13 protein-coding genes are annotated in these 18,768 nt (G+C 67.8%); 4 read left to right on the top strand and 9 right to left on the bottom strand.

Features of this window, described 5'->3' with window-relative positions:
• The first annotated feature begins 57 nt into the window (after nt 1–57).
• The gene (pgm, locus tag KBX50_RS05920; protein ID WP_210935326.1) at nt 58–1,704 is read left to right on the top strand and encodes a phosphoglucomutase (alpha-D-glucose-1,6-bisphosphate-dependent); all 1,647 of its coding nucleotides are present in this window, start codon (nt 58–60) and stop codon (nt 1,702–1,704) included.
• Nucleotides 1,705–1,791: 87 nt separating this feature from the next.
• Here the strand turns inward: pgm and KBX50_RS05915 are convergent, their stop codons facing one another.
• From KBX50_RS05915 to KBX50_RS05905, 3 genes are all read right to left on the bottom strand, one after another.
• Nucleotides 1,792–2,292, bottom strand: a complete 501-nt coding sequence (locus KBX50_RS05915; RefSeq protein WP_210935324.1) for a hypothetical protein — start codon at nt 2,290–2,292, stop codon at nt 1,792–1,794.
• A 150-nt stretch (nt 2,293–2,442) separates the two neighbouring features.
• The gene (locus KBX50_RS05910) at nt 2,443–3,372 is read right to left on the bottom strand and encodes an NAD(+)/NADH kinase (protein ID WP_210935322.1); all 930 of its coding nucleotides are present in this window, start codon (nt 3,370–3,372) and stop codon (nt 2,443–2,445) included.
• A 94-nt stretch (nt 3,373–3,466) separates the two neighbouring features.
• On the bottom strand, nt 3,467–6,580 hold the full coding sequence (locus tag KBX50_RS05905) for a M14 family metallopeptidase (protein ID WP_210935320.1): 3,114 nt from the start codon (nt 6,578–6,580) through the stop codon (nt 3,467–3,469).
• 305 nt (nt 6,581–6,885) lie between these two features.
• On the opposite strand from KBX50_RS05905, the gene KBX50_RS05900 reads away from it, so the two are divergent.
• Together KBX50_RS05900 and KBX50_RS05895 are read left to right on the top strand one after the other, a co-directional pair.
• Nucleotides 6,886–8,148 carry an O-antigen ligase gene (locus KBX50_RS05900; protein ID WP_210935317.1) on the top strand — a complete coding sequence of 421 codons (1,263 nt, stop codon included), beginning with the start codon at nt 6,886–6,888 and terminating at the stop codon, nt 8,146–8,148.
• Between the two features lie 184 nt (nt 8,149–8,332).
• The gene (locus tag KBX50_RS05895; RefSeq protein ID WP_307870871.1) at nt 8,333–9,214 is read left to right on the top strand and encodes a glycosyltransferase family A protein; all 882 of its coding nucleotides are present in this window, start codon (nt 8,333–8,335) and stop codon (nt 9,212–9,214) included.
• Nucleotides 9,215–9,319: 105 nt separating this feature from the next.
• Here KBX50_RS05895 and KBX50_RS05890 read toward each other — a convergent pair whose 3' ends face one another.
• The 5 genes from KBX50_RS05890 to KBX50_RS05870 form a co-directional block, all read right to left on the bottom strand.
• Nucleotides 9,320–10,606, bottom strand: coding sequence for a lipopolysaccharide biosynthesis protein (locus KBX50_RS05890; protein WP_210935313.1), 1,287 nt, complete (start codon nt 10,604–10,606; stop codon nt 9,320–9,322).
• Between the two features lie 107 nt (nt 10,607–10,713).
• On the bottom strand, nt 10,714–12,120 hold the full coding sequence (locus tag KBX50_RS05885; RefSeq protein ID WP_210935311.1) for an oligosaccharide repeat unit polymerase: 1,407 nt from the start codon (nt 12,118–12,120) through the stop codon (nt 10,714–10,716).
• The gene (locus KBX50_RS05880; protein ID WP_210935309.1) at nt 12,114–12,977 is read right to left on the bottom strand and encodes an SDR family oxidoreductase; all 864 of its coding nucleotides are present in this window, start codon (nt 12,975–12,977) and stop codon (nt 12,114–12,116) included. The genes KBX50_RS05885 and KBX50_RS05880 overlap by 7 nt, the downstream gene beginning before the upstream one ends.
• Complete coding sequence (locus tag KBX50_RS05875) at nt 12,974–14,275, bottom strand: glycosyltransferase family 4 protein (protein WP_210935307.1); 1,302 nt, start codon at nt 14,273–14,275, stop codon at nt 12,974–12,976. The genes KBX50_RS05880 and KBX50_RS05875 overlap by 4 nt, the downstream gene beginning before the upstream one ends.
• Nucleotides 14,272–15,321 carry a polysaccharide biosynthesis protein gene (locus tag KBX50_RS05870; RefSeq protein ID WP_210935305.1) on the bottom strand — a complete coding sequence of 350 codons (1,050 nt, stop codon included), beginning with the start codon at nt 15,319–15,321 and terminating at the stop codon, nt 14,272–14,274. The genes KBX50_RS05875 and KBX50_RS05870 overlap by 4 nt, the downstream gene beginning before the upstream one ends.
• A 228-nt stretch (nt 15,322–15,549) precedes the next feature.
• Between KBX50_RS05870 and wecB the strand changes: the two genes are divergently transcribed.
• Complete coding sequence (wecB, locus tag KBX50_RS05865; protein ID WP_210935303.1) at nt 15,550–16,674, top strand: non-hydrolyzing UDP-N-acetylglucosamine 2-epimerase; 1,125 nt, start codon at nt 15,550–15,552, stop codon at nt 16,672–16,674.
• 59 nt (nt 16,675–16,733) lie between these two features.
• On the opposite strand, the gene KBX50_RS05860 is transcribed toward wecB, so the two are convergent.
• Entirely contained in the window at nt 16,734–18,605 is a 1,872-nt protein-coding gene (locus tag KBX50_RS05860) for a nucleoside-diphosphate sugar epimerase/dehydratase (RefSeq protein WP_210935301.1), read from the bottom strand.
• Nucleotides 18,606–18,768: the final 163 nt, after the last annotated feature.

Genomic DNA, 18,768 nt, shown 5'->3' with positions numbered 1-18,768 from the left:
CGCGAGGAGTGCAGCGCAGCGGAGCCCCGCAGTCGCGAACGAAAGGTCAATACAGCCTTGAGCAGTCATCCCCGTGCCGGCCAGCCCGCCGAGCCCGCCGACCTGGTCGACGTACCACGGCTGGTGACCGCCTACTACGCCGAGCACCCCGACCCGGCCGACCCGGCGCAGCAGGTCTCCTTCGGCACCTCCGGGCACCGCGGGTCGAGCCTGCGTAACGCCTTCAACTCCGACCACATCCTCGCCGTCACCCAGGCGCTCTGCGACTACCGCCGGGAACAGGGCGTCGACGGCCCGCTCTTCCTCGGCCGCGACACCCACGCGCTGTCCACCCCGGCGGCCGTGGACGCCCTGGAGGTGCTCGCCGCCAACGACGTCACCGTGCTGCTGGACAGCCGCGACGGCTACACCCCCACCCCGGCGGTGTCGCACGCCATCCTCACCCACAACCGGGGCCGCACCGCCGCTCTTGCCGACGGCATCGTGATCACCCCGTCGCACAACCCGCCCGACGACGGCGGTTTCAAGTACAACCCCACCCACGGCGGCCCGGCCGACTCCGACGTCACGAAGTGGATCCAGGACCGCGCGAACGCGATCCTCGCCGCCGGGCTCAAGGAGGTGCGCCGCATCCCGTACGCGCGGGCCCGCGCCGCCGACACCACCGACACGTACGACTTCCTGGGCGCGTACGTCGACGACCTGCCGGCGGTGCTCGACCTGGACGCGATCCGCGCCGCCGGGGTCCGCATCGGTGCCGACCCGCTCGGCGGCGCCAGCGTCGACTACTGGGGTGAGATCGCCGAGCGGCACCGGCTCGACCTGACCGTGGTCAACCCGACAGTCGACCCGACCTGGCGGTTCATGACCCTGGACGGGGACGGCAAGATCCGGATGGACTGCTCGTCGCCGAGCGCGATGGCCTCGCTGATCGCCAGGCGCGCCGACTATCAGGTGGCCACCGGAAACGACGCCGACGCCGACCGGCACGGCATCGTCACTCCCGACGCCGGGCTGATGAACCCCAACCACTACCTGGCCGTCGCCATCGCGCACCTGTTCCGTACCCGTGACAACTGGGGCCCGGACGCGGCCGTCGGCAAGACCCTGGTTTCCTCATCCATGATCGACCGGGTGGCCGCCGACCTCGGCCGACCCCTGCTGGAGGTCCCGGTCGGCTTCAAGTGGTTCGTGCCCGGCCTGCTCGACGGCGCGGTCGGCTTCGGCGGCGAGGAGAGCGCCGGAGCGTCCTTCCTGCGCCGCGACGGCGGCACCTGGACCACCGACAAGGACGGCATCCTGCTCTGCCTGCTCGCTGCCGAGATCATCGGCAGCACCGGGCGTACCCCGAGCGAGCACTGGGCCGAGCTGGCCGACCGCTTCGGCGCACCCGCGTACGCCCGCATCGACGCGCCCGCCACCCGGGAGCAGAAGGCCGTGCTCGGCAAGCTCTCCCCGGAGCAGGTGAAGGCGACCGAGCTGGCCGGTGAGCCGATCACCGCCACGCTGACCACCGCCCCCGGCAACGGCGCCCCGATCGGCGGCCTGAAGGTGACCACCGAGTCGGGCTGGTTCGCCGCCCGCCCGTCCGGCACCGAGGACGTCTACAAGATCTACGCGGAGTCCTTCCAGGGCCCCGACCACCTGGCCCGCCTCCAACAGGAGGCCCAGGCCCTCGTCACCGAGGTGCTCGGCAGCGCCTGACGCCGTAGGGGAACGGTGGGCGGGCGACAGGCTCCGGCCGCGGTGCCGGGTGTGGTTACCGCGGGCGACCACACCCGGCCAGCGCTGTCACAACCCGTTGGGGCCGATCGACGTGGGGCGGAAGGTGTGTTCGCGACCGCAGTAGTCCGGCACTGTGCTGGGCCTGTCGAGCGACATCCGACAGACCTGGATCACCACGCGGTCGATGCCCACCGCCGAGGCGTCGGAGCCGAGCACGAAGTCGAACCGCAGCACTCCGTTGTCCACCCGCTGAGCTGCCCGGTCGATCGGACGTTCGCCCGCGTACGCGAGGTAGGTGGCAATTGTGTAACGACGGTCGTCGCGGCAGGCGATCGGCTCATTGGCGCTGGGCCGGTCGACGACGACTCCGGTCAGTCGCACTGCACTGGTGGGCGCGGTGGAGCGCCATTCCAGGACCCCTTCGGTGTAGCCGTAGGTGCAGTTGTCTCCGGAGGGGACGGAGAATCGCTGGGAGATCGGGCTGGCGGCTGCGCTGCCGGCCATGACGGTGGTGGCGAGAAGCGCGGCGGCGAGGACGGTCGCCGCCCGCAGGAGCGCGCGGGTCATGTGCCTCCTTCCAGGTTGATCCGGCGCGGTGGTGGGTCGGGCGGGAAGGTCGCGACAGGGGGGCCCGATTGGGACGGCCACCGACACCGGTTGCGGATTAAGTGAAGTCTATCGATGTAAGGGTGGAAAGTCAGCCGCCGCGGCGCCGGGTCAGCGTGGTGGGGGCAGTTCGCGGCGGCCGAGTTGGCGGCGCAGATTCTCGGGGAGCAGCTCGCGGAGCTGCTCCGGCAGCAGCGGCAGGTCGAGCAGGCTCAGCTTGAGCTGGCTGCGTTCCTGGTAGCGGGCAGGGTCGAGGCGGACCACCAGGCCCGCGTCGGTGCGGTAGCCGATGTCCACCGCCCCGGAGGTCGATCCGTCCCGGATGACCTGGCCGTCCACCTCGATCGCGACCGGCGCGGACCCGGGACGCAGTTCCAGCCGGACCCGTTCGTCGGAGGAGAGCACCACCGATCGCGAGATGCCGGACATCGGCGCGCTGGGGGTGACCACCACGGCACGCGTCGCGGGAGAGATCAGCGGCCCGCCGGCGGCGTAACTGTAGGCGGTCGACCCGCTGGGGGTGCTCACCACAAGCGCGTCACAGCGGTAGTAGCCGTACTGCTGCTCGTTCACCGCCAGGGTCGCGCTGACGAAACCCTGCCCGGGGCGGCGGATCAGCGCGATGTCGTTGAACGCCACCACGTCGTCGCCGCACACGTCGCAGGCCAGGCAACTGTGCGACTCGACGGTGTACGCACCGGCCAGCAGCCGGTCCAGCGCCGCCGGCAGCTCCGGCGGCTCCACCTCCACCAGAAACCCCAACTTGCCCAGGTGTACGCCGAGCACCGGCTTGGGATCGGGTACGGCCGCCCGCAGCGCCCCCAGCATCGTGCCGTCCCCGCCGATGCTGACCAGCACGTCCGCTCCGACGGGGAGGTGGTCCTCCGGTACCGGGCGGACGGACTCCGGCACCCGCTGCCGGTCCTGCTCGCGTACCGTCAGGGCCACCTGGTGCCGCGCGGCCCAGGCGGCGATGGTGTCCACCACCGGGGACACGTCCCGGGTGGGGTGCAGTACCAGCCCGAGCCGGATGCGGTCCATACCCCCAGCTCATCACAGTCCGGACGCCCCTCATGCCGGTACGCGGCAAGGCGCGCCGGCGGTGTCCCGACCGCCGGCGCGCCGTGGACCGCCGCTACCGGCGCGGTCGGCCCGTCAGATGGGTAAGCGACCTGGCGACCAACTCGTCGCGGGCCGCCGGCGCCAACCCCTCCAGCCCGAAGCCCAGGTAGACCGTGTCCCGGGTGACCACCGTCGAACCTTCCTCGAACGCCTGCTGGCTGCGAGACCAGTCGATGGCGGCCGGGGCGGACCCCTCCGGCGGACCGGCCACCGTCCAGCCGCCGAGGTCCGTCTCGAACGACGTCTCGGCGACGGTGGCCCCGTCGACCACGACCCGGGTGTCGTCGATGAACAGACCGAGACCCTGGGTGGCCCAGTCGCTGGCATAGCTGATGGACACCTCCACCTGCCCGCCCGCGTACCCGGACAGGTCGGCCACGAACTCCTTCCAGCCGTTGGAGGTGCCGGTCGCCGCGTGCCACTGACCGGTGCTGCCGGTCGGCGAACAGTCCGCGCCCTGGTAGTGGGCGAGGAACGGGTGCAGTTGAGCCACCCAGCCGGAGGCGCAGCTGTCGCCGGTCTCCTGGGTGGTCAGCCCCCCGGCGTCCGGCAGCGTGGTCCAGTCGTCGGTGCCGACCGCACGCGCCTCGACGAACATGAAGTCCCAGTTCGTCTCGATGTCGAACGAGGTGTAGAAGCGCAGCTCACCGCTGCTCGCCCCGGTCAGGTCCACCGTCCGGGTGAGCCGCTTGTACGACTCGTCGGACTGCCCGCTGAACAGGTACCACTCGCCGGTACGCGGATCGAACGGCGCGCCGCCCGGACGCCCCCAGCCCACCGGAGCGGAGCTGGTGAACTGTGGGAACTGTGCCGGCGGCAGGAAACTCGACGTGGTCAGGAACGACGCGGTGTGGTCCTGGTTGCCGGCCGAGCCGTCGGCGTTGAGCGTTCCGGTGAAGCCGGAGAACGCCCCGTCGTCACCCCGGACCGGGTACGGCTGCCCGTCGGGCGAGGTGCCGCCGTCACTTACGTAGTTGTACGCCCCCAGCCAGTACTGCTGGAAGTCGTTAAGCAGCGGCAGGCAGCTCGGATCGGCGGCGTCGGTGCACTCCGGCGGGGCGTCCGGCAGGTAGCCGTACGAACCGTTGGCCGCCTGGGCGTAGAGCGCGTACTTGCCGCTGACCAGCAGCTTGCCGCCCTCGTTGAGGTAGTCCCGGACGGACAGCTCGATGTCCACCGCCGCCTTCGCCACCGTGCCCGGCACCTGACCCGGCTCGCGCAGGATGATGTCGTCGCCGGTCTCCCAGACCACCGCGTCGTAGTGCGACAGCACACTCAGATGGTGCGGGGCGGCACGCCCCATCGCGTCGAAGTCGTACACGTCGCTGCTGCGCCCGGCGGCCTTCAACGAGGCGGCGATCTCGTCGGCGTACTTCGCGGTGGTGGTGTCCTGGGCGGGGCTGACGCCTGTGACGTCCTCCACGGCCAGCACCAGCACGTCCCCACCGATGTTGTCGTGCACCCGGTAGGTGAAGCGCTCACTGCTGACCTTGCCCCGGCCCGGTCTGGTAGCGGTGAACCAGACCCGCACCCGGTCGCCGGGTCGGGCACCGGTGACCTTGCCGCGCAGTTCGGCGAAGTAGTCGTCGTGGGTGTCGCCGTAGCGTTCACCGCCGCGCCACTCGCGGACCCGGGTGGACTTCGCCCGGCCCCCGTTGATCGACCAGTTCAGCTTGACGTTCTTCAGTGAGCGCCGGGTGATCGCGGCGACCTGCTGGTTCCGGCCGTACGACACGTCGAAAGCGTCCACCACGAAGTCCGGGGTGCTGCGGCCGACCACCGAGACCGGATCGTCAGGCCGGTGCGCCGACTTCGCCACCGACAGGGCGAACGGAATGTTCTTGGCGACCTCGGCGGCGATCAGCTCCTCGTCGTCGGGGAAGGTGAAGACGCTGACGCAGTCCTCCGGCAGCCACTGGTCGTCCGGATCCGACTCGGCCGCCGCCTGACAGGTGGACATCTCCGGAGTGAAGCCCAGCGTGCCGTAGCGCACCGTCGCGTGGCTGTCCGTGTCGCCGTTGGTGGTGTAAAGCTCGGCGGAGATGTCCGGGTCGTAGCCGGGCACCGCCGGGTTCGCGTCGTCGCCGACCATCGCCTCGTAGATCACGTCGTCGGGGGTTGGCGTGGCCACCTGCCAGCCGACGCCGTACAGCAGCAACTGCGCGGCGGAGTGGTAGTTGACGAAGAACTCGAACCTGAGCCGCTTGAACAACGCGTCCAGCGCCTTCGTCTCCGGCTCCGAGTTGGGTCCCGGCCCCCGGTAGGTGTCACTGGCCGGATCCGGCGACGACCCCTCGTTGTCGTAGCCCCACTTGTAGCTGAAGTTACGGTTCAGGTCGACGCCGTCGGCTCCGGTGATCTGGCCGTCGCCGTTGTTGTCGCGCAGGTTCTTGCGCCACAGCCGGTTGCCGGGCGTGAAGGTGTGGTCGTAGCCGTCCGGGTTGAGCACCGGGATGAACCACAGCTCGGTGGTGTCCACCAACCGGGTGATCTCCCGATCCGAGCCGTACCCGGTGAGCACGTGGTGCATCAACCGGCGGGTCATCTCCGGCGTGATCCACTCCCGGGCGTGCTGGGTGCCGCCGTAGAGCACCGCCGGCCGCTTGCCGTCCTTGATCTTCTTCGCGTCCTTTGTCACCTTGATCGCGAGGATCGGCTTGCCCTGCGCCGACCGGCCGATGCTCTGCACCTTGGTCAGCTTCGGATAACGGGCTGCGGTCGCGGTGATCTCGTCGCGAATGCCGCCAGGCTCGCTGTACGACCGAAAGGCCCGCCAGCCCGCCACGCTCTGCTCCCGCAGCACCTGCGAGGCATCCTTACCGCGGACCTTCTTGACCTTGAGATCGACACCCTCGCGGGCCAGCCGGTCAGCCTGCCCCCGGCTGAGCACCGTCTCGATCTCCGTCTCGCCGGACCGGTCGGGCGTCGCGCCGTGCCCGATGTCGACACCGGCCTCCCGCAACTGGTGCAACTGCGCGGGATCGACCGTGCCGACATACACCTCCAGGCCGTCTCGGCCGTCGCGGCCGCCCGGGTCGGACGGCGGCCGTGCGCTCGCCGGTGCGGTCAGCACCAGCGCACCGACCAGAGTGAACACGCTGGCGATGGCCAGCGGTGTGCGCCTCATCCTGCCCCCTAATGGTGAAAGGGTTGTCGGCGCGAGCCTTTCGAACCAAGAGCATGTATGTCAATGAATGCTGGTGTCGATTGCTGCACTGAAAGGAGGATGCGCGCGCACCATGTCATCGCAGAGCCGGATCGCGTCAGCCGATCGGGTGACCGCATGGCGGGCAGGCGCATTGCCGGCAGCGGCCACCGCTTGTTGAGGTGAAATGTCCTAATAGATACGGTTTGGCGGCTTGCTCGGCCCTGGCCGGCTGGCGCGACCGCCCGTCCCGTCCTGTCCTGTCGATCCGCATCGAGGTTGGCGTCATGGATTCACCGAGCCGTGCGAGGCAACGGGTACAAGCGTTGCTGCTGGTTCTACTGCTCATCGGGTCGTTACTTCCCGCTCGGGACATCCGGGTGGTGACGATCGCCGGCGCCTTGCTGGTGCCGATGGTGCTCTGGGTGGTCGTCCGCGGGTTTCCCGCCGTACCGAAGGCAGCGGTGCTGGCGTCGGTGCTGGCGCTGACCGTGGCGGTGGCCGTTTACCTAGGGCCGCCGAGCACCGAGTACGGAGCGCAGAAGGCACAGACGTTCTTCCTGCTGACCGTGCCCACAGCTGCCGTAGCACTCCTGATCACCAACCGTGCCACGTTGGTGACGCTGGCGAAGGTGTGGGTCGCGATCGGATGTGTGCTGGCGGTGCTCGCCTTGGTCGGCGAGGCGGATTCATCGGGCCGGGCGACAGGCTGGAGCAACAGCAATCCGATCTGGTTGGCCCGGGCCATCGGGGCGCCGCTCGTCGCGCTGCTCTGGCTGGTATACCGGCGAGCGGTGGGAAAGAGTGCCCTGGCCATCGGCGCGCTTCTGCTCGCCGGCATGTACGCGACCGGCTCACGGGGGCCGATGGTGGCGCTGATGATCGGGCTGCTCCTGGTGGTCACCATGTCGGCGGCCACGGTACGACTCGCCCGCGCCGCCGCAGTGACGCTTGCCGTCGCTGCTGGGCTCTACCTGGCGGTGATGCTCGAGGTGATCTCGACGACGTCCCGCATCGGCGCGATTCTGGTCGATTTCCGTGGGGAGCTGGAGGCATCAGGCCGGGGCGAGCTGGCTCGCGCGACATTCGGCGTGATCGCCGAACACCCGTGGGGCGTAGGCTTCGGCAACTGGGTCGTCCACGTTCCGCAGCCTGCCCACAGATACCCGCACAACCTCTGGTTGGAAATGTTGGCGGAGAACGGTTGGCTGATCGGTGGATTCTTCATCGTGACTGTGGCCTGGGTATTCTGTCGGCTCTGGTGGGCCGCCAGAACCGAGCCGGCAGCGGGGCTCGTTCTGGCGCTACTCGCGTTCGAGGCGACCGCGGTGACCTCTACCGGTGATCTGAACGCCCGTACCTTCTTCTTCCTACTCACTCTTGGCTACGCGGTCAGCGGCTGGACGCCGACCGTTGGTCGGTCTCGGCTCGTTCGAAACGACCAGCCGCTGACCCGGCCCGATGCGATACCGCTGGTGCCCGCCCCGGTTGGCTTGACGTGGCGAGCCTCGACCTATCGCCCCGTGACCCAGTGCCCGCCGGATCGTTGAGGTGATGGCGGGGCAGTGAGTGGCAGCGACACCAAATGCTGCCCCCGGCACCGTCAGCAGGCCCGCCGCCGGGTGTTAGTCGCGGGCGGCGCGTGCCTTTCGTCGCGTCGGCTCAGTGACTGCTGACGCTCGCCTGGTCAGCAAGTATTTGATGCGTGTGTAAGGACGTCTCTTGAAAATCTCTGTGCTCTCGCCTGTGTACAACGAAGAAAAATACATTGGCGAGATGATCGATAGCGTACGCAGGCAGTCTTATCGGGACTGGGAGTTGCTGTTCGTGGACGATGGCTCGTCCGACTCGACCGGTCCCCTCATCGCCGAGGCGGCGCGAAGCGACAAACGCATCAAGCTTGTCGCGTACGGCCGTAAGCTGGGGAAGGTTGCTGCCTTCAATCGGGCGTTCGGCGCGTCGACCGGGGAAGTCATCCTGCATGTCGGTGGCGATGACGTCGTTCCACCTGACTCGTTCGCCCGGAGGGTGTCGGTGTTCCACGGGTTGGACCCGGCGGAGCCGGCGGTCGCCTTCTTCAAGCTGATGACGTTCTCCGAGAACGCGCGGTTCGACAACATGGTCCTGCCTCGGGGGACTGCGTCGAGCCGGTCCGGTGGCAGCATCACCATCAATCGCCCACTTGCCGATAAGGTGTTTCCCGTTGATGAGAGCCTGGCCTGCGAGGATATCTGGTGGGGATACGCGGCCGAGGATCTGGCGACGACAGTTGTCGAAGATCCCCACATCGTTCTTCACTATCGAATCCACACCGGCAACTCGAACCCGCGTGCTCTGTCTTTCAATCACATGACGCAGGCGACATACGTGCGGCACCGGTCGTACAAGGCGCTGCTCGACGCCCGTCAACTGAACCTCTCAAAGCCGACGCGGGAGCAACTGCAGCGGCTGTGGGAGGCCGAGCAGTTCCGGTACGCGGGCAAACCGTTCCAGGTGCTGTTCCGGACTCGCCTATCGATGATCGACCGACTGGCCATGGCGTCGGCTGCCAGCCCGCTGCTGTACTCCATCCGATCCCGCTTTTACCGGCAGCTGTCAGGCCGTCGCGGTAGGTGAGTCGCCCGCGTCGCCGCAGTTCCAAGGTCGCCGGATAAAACTGGGTGCCAGGGCGCCGAAGGGCAATCGGGCACGCCCCTCGGGCTACAAGCTCTTTCGTGACCATCAACGATCGATGTGTGCGAGCGTCAGCGACGCGTTGTCGCCCGTTGACGGTTCCTTCGGTCGCTGCGTGGCGTTGACAGTGTGCAGCGAGAGCAGCCAGGAGGCCCCGTAGGCGAGACTGGCGGTGAGTCCGAATGCCCACACTGCGGTCAGGGCTGAGGCACCAACTAGTGCCGGCACCGTCACGGCCGCGGCGACCAGCAATGTCCGCCCCACGTCCCAGGCAAGCTGAAGTCCTTGCCTGCCGAACACGATGAGCGTCTGGGACAGTGGCGAGCCGACGAACTGTGCTCCCACGAACACCGCGAGCGCCTGCGCGTAGACGCCGCTCGTCGTCCATTCCGGTCCGAAGACGAAGGCGAAGACCCGTGGCGCGCCGAGACCGATGAGCAGCGCTCCGGCTCCAGCCACCACGCCAAGCTGGCGGCTCGTCCGGAGGAACAACGCCCGTGCATTCCCGCTGCCCGTGCGCGCGGCCTTCGATATCTCGGCCAGATACACCTGTGCGATCGCCATGCCGATCAATGCGACCGGTAGGGCAAGCATGCGTTGGGCCAGGCCGAGCCAACCGGCTACCTCCGTGCCGTAGTAGAAGGCGATCAACAGTACGGGGAGCTGAAGACCAAGCACATTGAGCAGACCAGCAGGCGCGAGGAGCAGCGGAAACCTGCGGTGCGTCACTGCGACCCGCCAAAGACTACGGCGCTGTGGTGCAGGTACCGACGCGATCCTGCGCAACTTCGTACCCTTCAGCAAGCTGACCGCACCAACGACATGACCTACGCAAAGGCCCAATGCGAGCCCGCCGGAGCGGATGGCGAGCGCGCCTGCGCCGAGTTGCGTGAGAAGGGTCGCGAGGGCCTGTAGGAAATTGCGGCGACCGATCGCGCCGTACCGCCGGTGCCGGATCGCAATCTGGTTGAGCACCTGCACTGCCGCCATCGCCGCGGCTGTCCACGGCGCCAGCCACAACCACGTCCGCAGTGCGGAATGATCGAACAGAGCGGCGACTTCGTCCCTGGTGGCGGCCACGACAGCGGTGGCGAGCAGGGCTGTCGCCAGCGCTGTGACGAGACCAACGAGAGCCAGGTCCTGGGCCTCACGATCCTGCTCTGCCAGCGGCACCGCGAGTTCGAAACGGCCGGCCGCCACCGCACTGACTGTCGCTGCCAGGGTGGTCAGCACGGTAAAAAGCCCGAAGTCGGTCGGGCCGTACAGCCGTGCGAGGACCGGCGCGGCGAGCAGAAGCATCAGCTGGCCGCCGGCACTCCCGGCGGCAATGCTCATGACGCCCCGCAAGCCTGAATCGGCCCGGCGGCGACGATGCCGGCCCACCGTGACGTGTGGTGTGGTCCGCCTCTTCGCTGTCCCAGCAGCAGGTCGCCCCATGCCAGTCAGGAGGCTGACCTGGCAGGTTGTTGTGGACTCGCTGGACAAACCTCGACCGGGCCTTCCGTCCGTCCGCCCCGATCACCCGCGGTCGGACGCCACCCGGGTGCTCGCTTTCTCTGGACGACCAGTCGTCGGGTCGTCGGATCACCCACCCGGCTGCCCCAGTACCAGAGCACGACATAGCTCATGAGGCCGACGTTGAGGGGTGTCTCGATGCCACCGGCGATCCAGGTGCCAAGGACGACGGTGATCCCGGCGAGCCCGACCAACTGGAGTGAGTTGTAGTTATTCCTGCGCAGTGACCGTTGGGTCAAAAATTGTAGTGCGACACCGAAGAGAGCTGCGAAAGCTATCAGACCAACGGTGTCGAAGTTGTAGTGGACTGAGCCCCACAGCGAAGGTGGTGAGGTGCCCCGCGTTGACCTATATAACGTGTAGAAGACGTCGGAGTTGAGGGTGCTTCCTCGATGGCCTGGTAGCACGCTCAGCAGTCCGTCGAGCCACTCGCCGCCGTATCTCACCGGAAGTGAGGATGTGTAACGGAAAGCGGCTATGCCGGACACCTGGTTGTCTTCGAAGAATCGGTTTCTCAGATCGATCCATGCGCCGCTCAAACGGCTGGGAGCGTCGTCGGTTCTGGCGAGGACGGCAGTCGACAGCAGGACGAGTGGTAGACCCAGAATTAGGGGTACTGTCGCTGTCAGCGGAAGGCGTCGCCGATTGTGCAGGTAGGCGTAGACGATCGTTGTGGTGACGAAGACGACCAGTGCGCCCCGTTGTCCGGTGCCGAGGAGTGCGAAGGCTGCGAGCGCCATGAGGCAGATCGAAGCGGCCCGGGCGAAGAGGCCGCCATTCTTGAACGACCACACCGTCAAGACCAGGGTCAGCCCGGGAAGAATGGCATTCTTGAACTGGTTGACGAATCCCGGGAACAGATATTTCTCTCCCGCATAGGACTGCAGTCGGAGCGTTGTCACATCCTCTGGCGTGCCGCTCAGTTGACCCTTCAAACCCTCCCAGAAGGCGCTGTAGCCGATGGCGGCGAAGTAGACGTACGCCACGATGAGTGATATGACCACCACGGCTATGATCCATGCATTCGGCCTCGTCAACGATACCGAATAGTGGCCGGGCGTCATGTGGGCGAGCCGTCCGCCTCGGCGCAGGAGTAGACCCGTGATCATGCTCGAAATGATGTAGATGGCGGTGGCCGCTGCCATCAGCTGAGCGTAGAACGTATCCACCGTGGAGGTGGTGTCAATGAGGCGTATGGTGCCGTACAACATGAGTAGTTGACATGCCACGAACAACCCGTCCGGACTGAGAATCCCGTAGTGACGGACCGCCACCGCGTAATGAACAAGGGCTAGTGCCAGGACCGGGAGGAACAAGGTGATCAATATCAGCACCACCGCTGCCGTGCGTGGCGCAGGTCGCTGATCATGTTGGGCCAGGCTGGCGCACGGTACCCGGTGGCCTGCGCCAGCGCATCGGCATTCATGGAGCGGTCGCAGACAAACGCGTCGTGCGGGACTATGTCACCGGTCCAGTCGTACGCGTCCGCAACCAGCCTGAGTAGCTCGTACTTCGAGATCGGCGACGCCGCCACGTGGTAGAGACCGGTGAGGTTCTCCTGCGGTAGCACCACCGACCGCAGCAGCCGGGCGAACTCGACGGTGGTGATGCCGCTGTAGATCGCCTTGGTGTACCCGGACACCACGCCATGCTGGGAGAGGAACCAGTCGACCAGGGAACGGTGACCGCTCAGCTCGTGCCCGATGATCGACGTACGCAGCGTCAGAGCCGGGGCACGGTCGACCTCGCCGAGCAGCTTCGACCGGCCGTACAGGTCCGGCGGGTCAGGGATGTCGGTCTCCACGTAGCCACCCCGGTCACCGGAGAAGACGCAGTCGGTGCTGACGTGCACCAGACGCATGCCGCGCCGCGCGCACTCCTCGGCCAGTTGGTGCGGAAACAGGGCGTTGACGGTGACGGTGTGCACGGCGTCCTGGACCTCGGGCCGCTGTTTGATCACGCCCACGCAGTTGACCACCACGTCGGGGCCGATCTGGTCGAGCAACCGGCCCACCCGCCCGTGAGCGAGTACGTCGATTCCCGTGCTGACTCGTGCCGCGACCGTCGGCGGCAGGCCGTCGCTGCTCCGCGCGGTGCCGTGCACCTCGACGCCGGGGATGTCGTGCAGCTCCCGCATCAGGGTGTGCCCGAGCATGCCGGTGGCGCCCAGGACGAGTACCCGTCGGTTCATCGTCGCACCCGCTTTCGGTTGGGCCTGCCGCCGCCGTTCGCCGCCGCAGCCAGTAGCTCGGCGAGGATCTGGACGTTGGCCGTCTCGCTCATCAGAAGCCGGTAGTGGTCGAGACCGGCCCGCCCCATCGCCCGTAGCTGAGCGCGCGGGGTGGCGTGGGCCAGCCGGACGGTCTGGGCCAGCCCTTGCGGATCGCCCGGGGCGGTGGTGAATCCGGCGCCGGCCTCGTGTACCGCCCGGGCGGCCTCACCTGGCGCGCAGGACAGGACGGGCTGGCCGCAGGCGAGGATGGTTTGCACCTTGCTCGGCATGGTGATCTGGAACAGCGGCTCGTCGGCGAGGCAGACGAGCTGGATGTCGGCGGCGGCCATCACGGCGGCCATGCGCTCCGGGGGGACCGGGTCGACGAAGTGGACCGTACGGAGGCCGAGTTCCTCAGCCGCAGTGCGCAGGACTGGTTTGCTGACGCCGTCGCCGACCAGCACCAGGTGGACGTCGGGCAGGTCGCGGAGCCGGCCCATGGCCGCGATCGCGACGCCGAGGTCCTGTGCTGGCCCGTGGTTCCCGCCGTACAGCACCACGAAGTCGTCGGGGGACAGGCCCAGTCTGGTGCGCAGGTGCGGGTCGGGCTCGGCCGGTTGCATGAGCTTCTCGTCGGCCCAGTTGTAGACGACCGACACCTTCTCCTTGGGTACACCCCGTGCGACGAGGGTGTTCCGCAGCCCGGGGGAGGGGACCGTGACGTGTTCGGCCCAGCGGTAGGTGAGTTCTGTGAACCGGCTCAGCGTCGTCTCTGCGGCCCGTCGAGCCAGACCGCGGGTGAGGAAACCGGTAGCGAATACCGAGTCGGGCCAGAGGTCCATCACCATCAGCACGTACGGGATCCCCCACCGCAGCCGGGCCGCCAGGGCACCGGCCGCCGCCGTGGCCGGCGACGAGTAGACGAGCGCCACATCGGCGGTACGCAGCAGCGACGAGCCCAGCAGCGTGGAGGACGCCGCCCAGCTTAGGTAGTTCACGGCACGACCGACCGTGGACCGGTCATGACTCGGGTGCAGCGGGGTCCGCAGCACCCGGAGGCCGTCGACGTTATCGGTCATGGGCCGTCGGTGAGGGTAGCCCGCATGGACGATGCCGGTCGGATAGTTGGGCACCCCGGTCAGCACGTCCACCTCGAATCCCTGCCGGCGTAGGCAGCGAGTGAGACCCAGGGGAATGGGCACCGGCTCCGGTGGGAAGAACTGGCTGATCAACGCGACCCGGGTGCCTGCCGGGTCGACCGTCCCGGCCCCGGTCACGTGTTGCGGAATTCGGTCGGCTGGCCGACCTCGTCCAACTGCGCACGGACCTCCGGCAGGGTCAGCAGCAGCGACATGACCTCGGGTACATCCAGCCGCCGAGCGTTGTGCGAGTGGTAGTCGCCAACATGCTCCTGGCGGGTGTCGCCCTCATCGAAGTACAGGGCGTAGTTGAGGTCACGGCTGTCGATTGGCACCCGCAGGAAGTCGCCGAAGTCCTCGGCCCGAGCCAGGTCCTCGCGGCTGGCCAGCGTCTCGTACAGCTTCTCGCCGTGCCGGATGCCGAGCACTTCGAACTTCGCCGGGACGCCGAACAAATTGCAGAGCGCGGTGGCTAGATCGGAAATGGTGCAGGCGGCGGCCTTGCGGATGAAGATGTCACCGGGCTGGCCGTGCCGGAACGCGTGCTCGACCAGGTCGACGGACTGGCCCAATGACATGAGAAATCGGGTCATGCTCGGTTCGGTCACCGTCGGCGCCACACCGTTGCGAATCTGCTCGATGAACAGCGGGATGACCGAGCCCCGGGAGTACATCACGTTGCCGTAGCGGACGCAGCAGACCCGCGTCAGTGCCGATGGGTTGTTCCGCGCGTGTGCCTGGGCGACCTTCTCCATCAGGGCCTTGGTCATCCCCATGGCGTTGACCGGGTAGACGGCCTTGTCCGTACTCAGCAGCACCAGCGTCTCGATGCCGTTGCGCTCGCAGGCGTCGACCACGTTGGCGCTGCCCAGCACGTTCGTCCGGACCGCCTCCAACGGGAAGAACTCGCAGGACGGGACCTGCTTCAGTGCGGCGGCGTGAAAGACGAACTCGACGCCACGGGCCGCCTTGTGGACGCTGTCGAAGTCTCGGACGTCCCCCACGTAGTAGCGCACCCGGTCGTCGCGTAGCCGGTGCCGCATGGCGTCCTGCTTGGACTCGTCCCGGCTGAGTACGCGCACTTCGGCGGCACCGGCGTCAAGCAACCGGGTGACCATCGTCTGCCCGAAGGAGCCGGTGCCACCAGTGATCAAGAAATGGCGGCCCGAAAGTGAGGAATCCACATTTCCTCCCGTCTTTACCTGCTGCCTCGGGGCAGCGGGTGATTCGCATCGAATCGGACCATACAGCCCCGCAACTGTCGGTGGGTCGCAACTGATGAATTGAGCGGAACTTCAATAAAATGACGATCGCTCGCGCTTTAATTCACGTTACCTGTAGCTGGTTAGATTCGTTGAACTTCGGTCCGTTGCCGGCCCATTGTCGGAGCCGGCCGTGCGAAGGGTGAGGCGATGACGCGGGTCATGACCGTGGTGGGAACGCGACCAGAGATCATCCGGTTGTCCCGGATCACGGAGCGATTGGACCGAACGGTCGACCATGTTCTCGTCCATACCGGACAAAACTGGGACCGCTCGTTGTCCGACGTCTTCTTCGCGGAGATGAGGATCAGAGAACCCGACCGCTTCCTCCGAGTGGACACGTCCTCGCTCGGGCGGGTGCTCGGCGGCGTCCTTGTCGGCGTGGAAGAGGCGATTCGTGACCTGCGACCGGACGCGCTACTCGTACTCGGCGACACCAACAGCGCCATCGCGGCGGTCATGGCGCGGCGGATGCGGGTGCCGGTCTACCACATGGAGGCGGGCAACCGATGTTTCGACCTCAACGTGCCGGAGGAGACCAACCGTCGCCTGGTCGATCACGTCTCCGATTTCAATCTGGTCTACAGCGAGCACGCTCGCCGCAACCTGCTCGCCGAGGGACTGCACCCCCGACGGATCCTGCACACCGGATCGCCGATGCGGGAGGTGCTCGACCACTACCGGCCCGAGATCGAGGCGTCGCCAGTTCTGCACCAGTTGGAGCTGGAGCCCGGGGGGTACTTCGTGGTCAGTGCCCATCGGGAGGAGAACGTGGACGATCCCGCCCGACTGCGGCGGTTGCTCGACTGCCTGCGGGCCGCCCGCGCCGAGTGGGGCCTGCCTGTGCTGGTCTCCACCCATCCACGTACCCGCAAACGGCTGGAGTCGCTGACCGACGACGGGACAGACCTGGACGGCATCGCCTTCCACGAGCCGTTCGGTTTCTTCGACTACGTACGCCTCCAGACCCAGGCTCGGTGTGTCCTCTCCGACAGCGGCACGATCAGCGAGGAGGCCGCGATCCTCGGCTTTCCCGCGGTGACCCTGCGCGACTCGATGGAGCGTCCGGAGGCGCTCGACGCCGGCGGCATCATCATGACGGGGATCGACCGCAACGGGGTCGTCGAGGCCGTCCGGGTGGCGATCGACCAGGTGGCGGTGGCTGGCGTTCCCTGTCCGGCCGATTACCAGGTCACCGAGACGTCCCGACTGGTGGTGAATTTCATCCTGTCGACCGTGCGACGGCACCACGACTGGGCGGGTATCCGCCGCTGAGGGGTGTCACAAGGGCTGGTGACCGATCCGGTCACCAGCCCTTGTCCGCTCGGTGGCCGTTACCGAGGCAGCGGCAGGCCACCCAGGACGGTGCCGCCGAGGCGACTGGCCGGTTGGACACAGAGGCGGGCAAGTTCGGCGATGACCTTGTTCGGGTCGTCGAACGGGTCGAGGCCGCTGACCTCCAGCGGATCGAGCGGGGGCACCGCGACGTGCGACACCAGCGGGTGCAGCGGGCGGGCGTCGGTCTCGCCGGTGCCGAGCAGATCCTCGTGCAGCTTCTCGCCCGGACGCAGGCCGGTGTAGACGATCGGTACGTGGCTGCCGGCCTGCTCGGCCATCTGCCGGGCCAGGTCGGCGATGCGTACCGGTTCGCCCATGTCGAGCACCAACGCCTCACCGTCGCGCCCGATCTCGGCGGCCTGGAGCACCAGGTGCACCGCCTCCTGCACGGTCATCAGGTACCGGGTCACCTCTGGATGGGTGACGGTGAGCGGGTTGCCCGCCTCGATCTGCTGCTGGAAGGCGGTCACCACCGACCCACGGCTGCTCAATACGTTGCCGAAGCGGACACTGAGGAAAGTGCCGGGGAAGCGTGAGGCGGCGTGCGCGGTCAGCCGTTCGGTGATCCGCTTGGAGTAGCCCAGGACACTTATCGGGTCGGCGGCCTTGTCGGTGGAGATGTTCACGAACTTCGCCACGTCCTGACAGGCGTCCAGCACGGACAGGGTGCCCCACACGTTCGTCTTCACCGCCTCGCCCGGGTGCCGTTCGAGCAGGGTGAGGTGCTTGAGCGCCGCGGCGTGGAAGATGATCTCCGGACGGCGTTCCCGGATTATCCGCCGGATCGCCTCGTCGTCGCGCAGGTCGGCCAGGATCAGCTCGGGCCCATCCAGCATCGCGCGACCGTCGAGCGACATCTGGAGGGCGTGCAGCGCTGACTCGTCGCGGTCGAGCATCATCAGCTCGCCCGGGTCGGCCTTCATCACCTGGCGGCACAGTTCGGAGCCGATGGAGCCGCCGGCGCCGGTGACCAGGATCCGCCGGCCGGTGAGGCCGTTGGTCCGTACCCCCATCTCGGCGACCACCTGACGGCGGCCGAGCAGGTCGCTGATCCGGACGTCGCGTACGTCGGTGACGGTGATCCGGTGGTCCACCAGGTCGCGTACCGGCGGGAGCACCTTGAACGCCGCACCGGTGTTCAGGGTGGCCTCCCGGATCTGCCGGATGAGCGCGGCGTCGGCGTTGGCGACCGAGAAGATCAGGGTGGTGGCGCCGGTGCGGCGCACCGCCTCGGCGACGTCACCGCGCCCACCCAGCACCCGGATGCCGTCGACGCAGAGATTGCGCTTGTCCGGGTCGTCGTCGAGGGCTCCGACGGGCCGGTAGCGGCTGCGGGGGTCGGTGAGCAGCGCGCGAAGCAGTCCCTGACCGGCGTCGCCCATCCCGAACAGCAGCACCGGGGTCGACGAGCGGACGTCCGGACGCAGGGCCAGGTCGCGCCGGTGCCGGTAGGCGAACCGGACGGCGAGCATGAACAGCAGGGCGAGCGCGCTGCCGACCAGCGGGGCGCTCGCCGGCACCGGCCGTTCCGGAGCCGGCAGTACGCCGAGCAGAACGATCGCGACGGTGGTGAGGACGGTTCCGGCCAGCCCGCGAACCTCCTGGAGGCTGCCGAGCGGGTGGCGTCCCGAGCGCACCCGGCGCGCCCCGGCCACCGCCACGTGCAGCCCGGCGGCGATCAATCCACTGCCGGCGGCAAGGGTCAGTTGGGTGGTGGTCAGGGCGAACTCGTAGCGGGTCCAGGCGGCAGCGACGAACCCACCCACCCAGGCCGTGGCGTCGACGGCGAGAAACGCCAGGGTGCGCCATCGGATCCTGCTCCGGCGCGCCGTCGGGTCCGGGTGCCGGCTGGTCTGTGTGTCCCGCATCTGCGGCTCCTGTGCTGTCGACCACTTCCGCCCGGGGCGAGCGGAAGGAGCAATGCGCTCCTGTCCTTGTTACATGCCATATGAGTGCTTTGTAGGCTTTTCGGCGATTGATGACGTATCGTTTCGGGCTTGCTGACCAGCCGGCTCATCGGTCCCGGTGACC

Origin of the sequence: Micromonospora sp. C51 (assembly GCF_018070435.1) — a bacterium.
In the GTDB taxonomy this organism is placed as follows: Bacteria; Actinomycetota; Actinomycetes; order Mycobacteriales; family Micromonosporaceae; genus Micromonospora; species Micromonospora sediminimaris.
Note: the sequence above shows the minus strand (reverse complement) of the source record. Positions and strands in the feature narration are given on the sequence as shown.

What these genes read in the sequence shown, in the direction of transcription:
- KBX50_RS05900 (WP_210935317.1), top strand. Translation starts at nt 6,886, where the DNA reads ATGGATTCACCGAGCCGTGCGAGGCAACGGGTACAAGCGTTGCTGCTG.
- KBX50_RS05915 (WP_210935324.1), bottom strand. Translation starts at nt 2,292, where the DNA reads ATGACCCGCGCGCTCCTGCGGGCGGCGACCGTCCTCGCCGCCGCGCTT.
- KBX50_RS05910 (WP_210935322.1), bottom strand. Translation starts at nt 3,372, where the DNA reads ATGGACCGCATCCGGCTCGGGCTGGTACTGCACCCCACCCGGGACGTG.
- KBX50_RS05905 (WP_210935320.1), bottom strand. Translation starts at nt 6,580, where the DNA reads ATGAGGCGCACACCGCTGGCCATCGCCAGCGTGTTCACTCTGGTCGGT.
- KBX50_RS05890 (WP_210935313.1), bottom strand. Translation starts at nt 10,606, where the DNA reads ATGAGCATTGCCGCCGGGAGTGCCGGCGGCCAGCTGATGCTTCTGCTC.
- wecB (WP_210935303.1), top strand. Translation starts at nt 15,550, where the DNA reads ATGACGCGGGTCATGACCGTGGTGGGAACGCGACCAGAGATCATCCGG.
- KBX50_RS05860 (WP_210935301.1), bottom strand. Translation starts at nt 18,605, where the DNA reads ATGCGGGACACACAGACCAGCCGGCACCCGGACCCGACGGCGCGCCGG.
- KBX50_RS05880 (WP_210935309.1), bottom strand. Translation starts at nt 12,977, where the DNA reads ATGAACCGACGGGTACTCGTCCTGGGCGCCACCGGCATGCTCGGGCAC.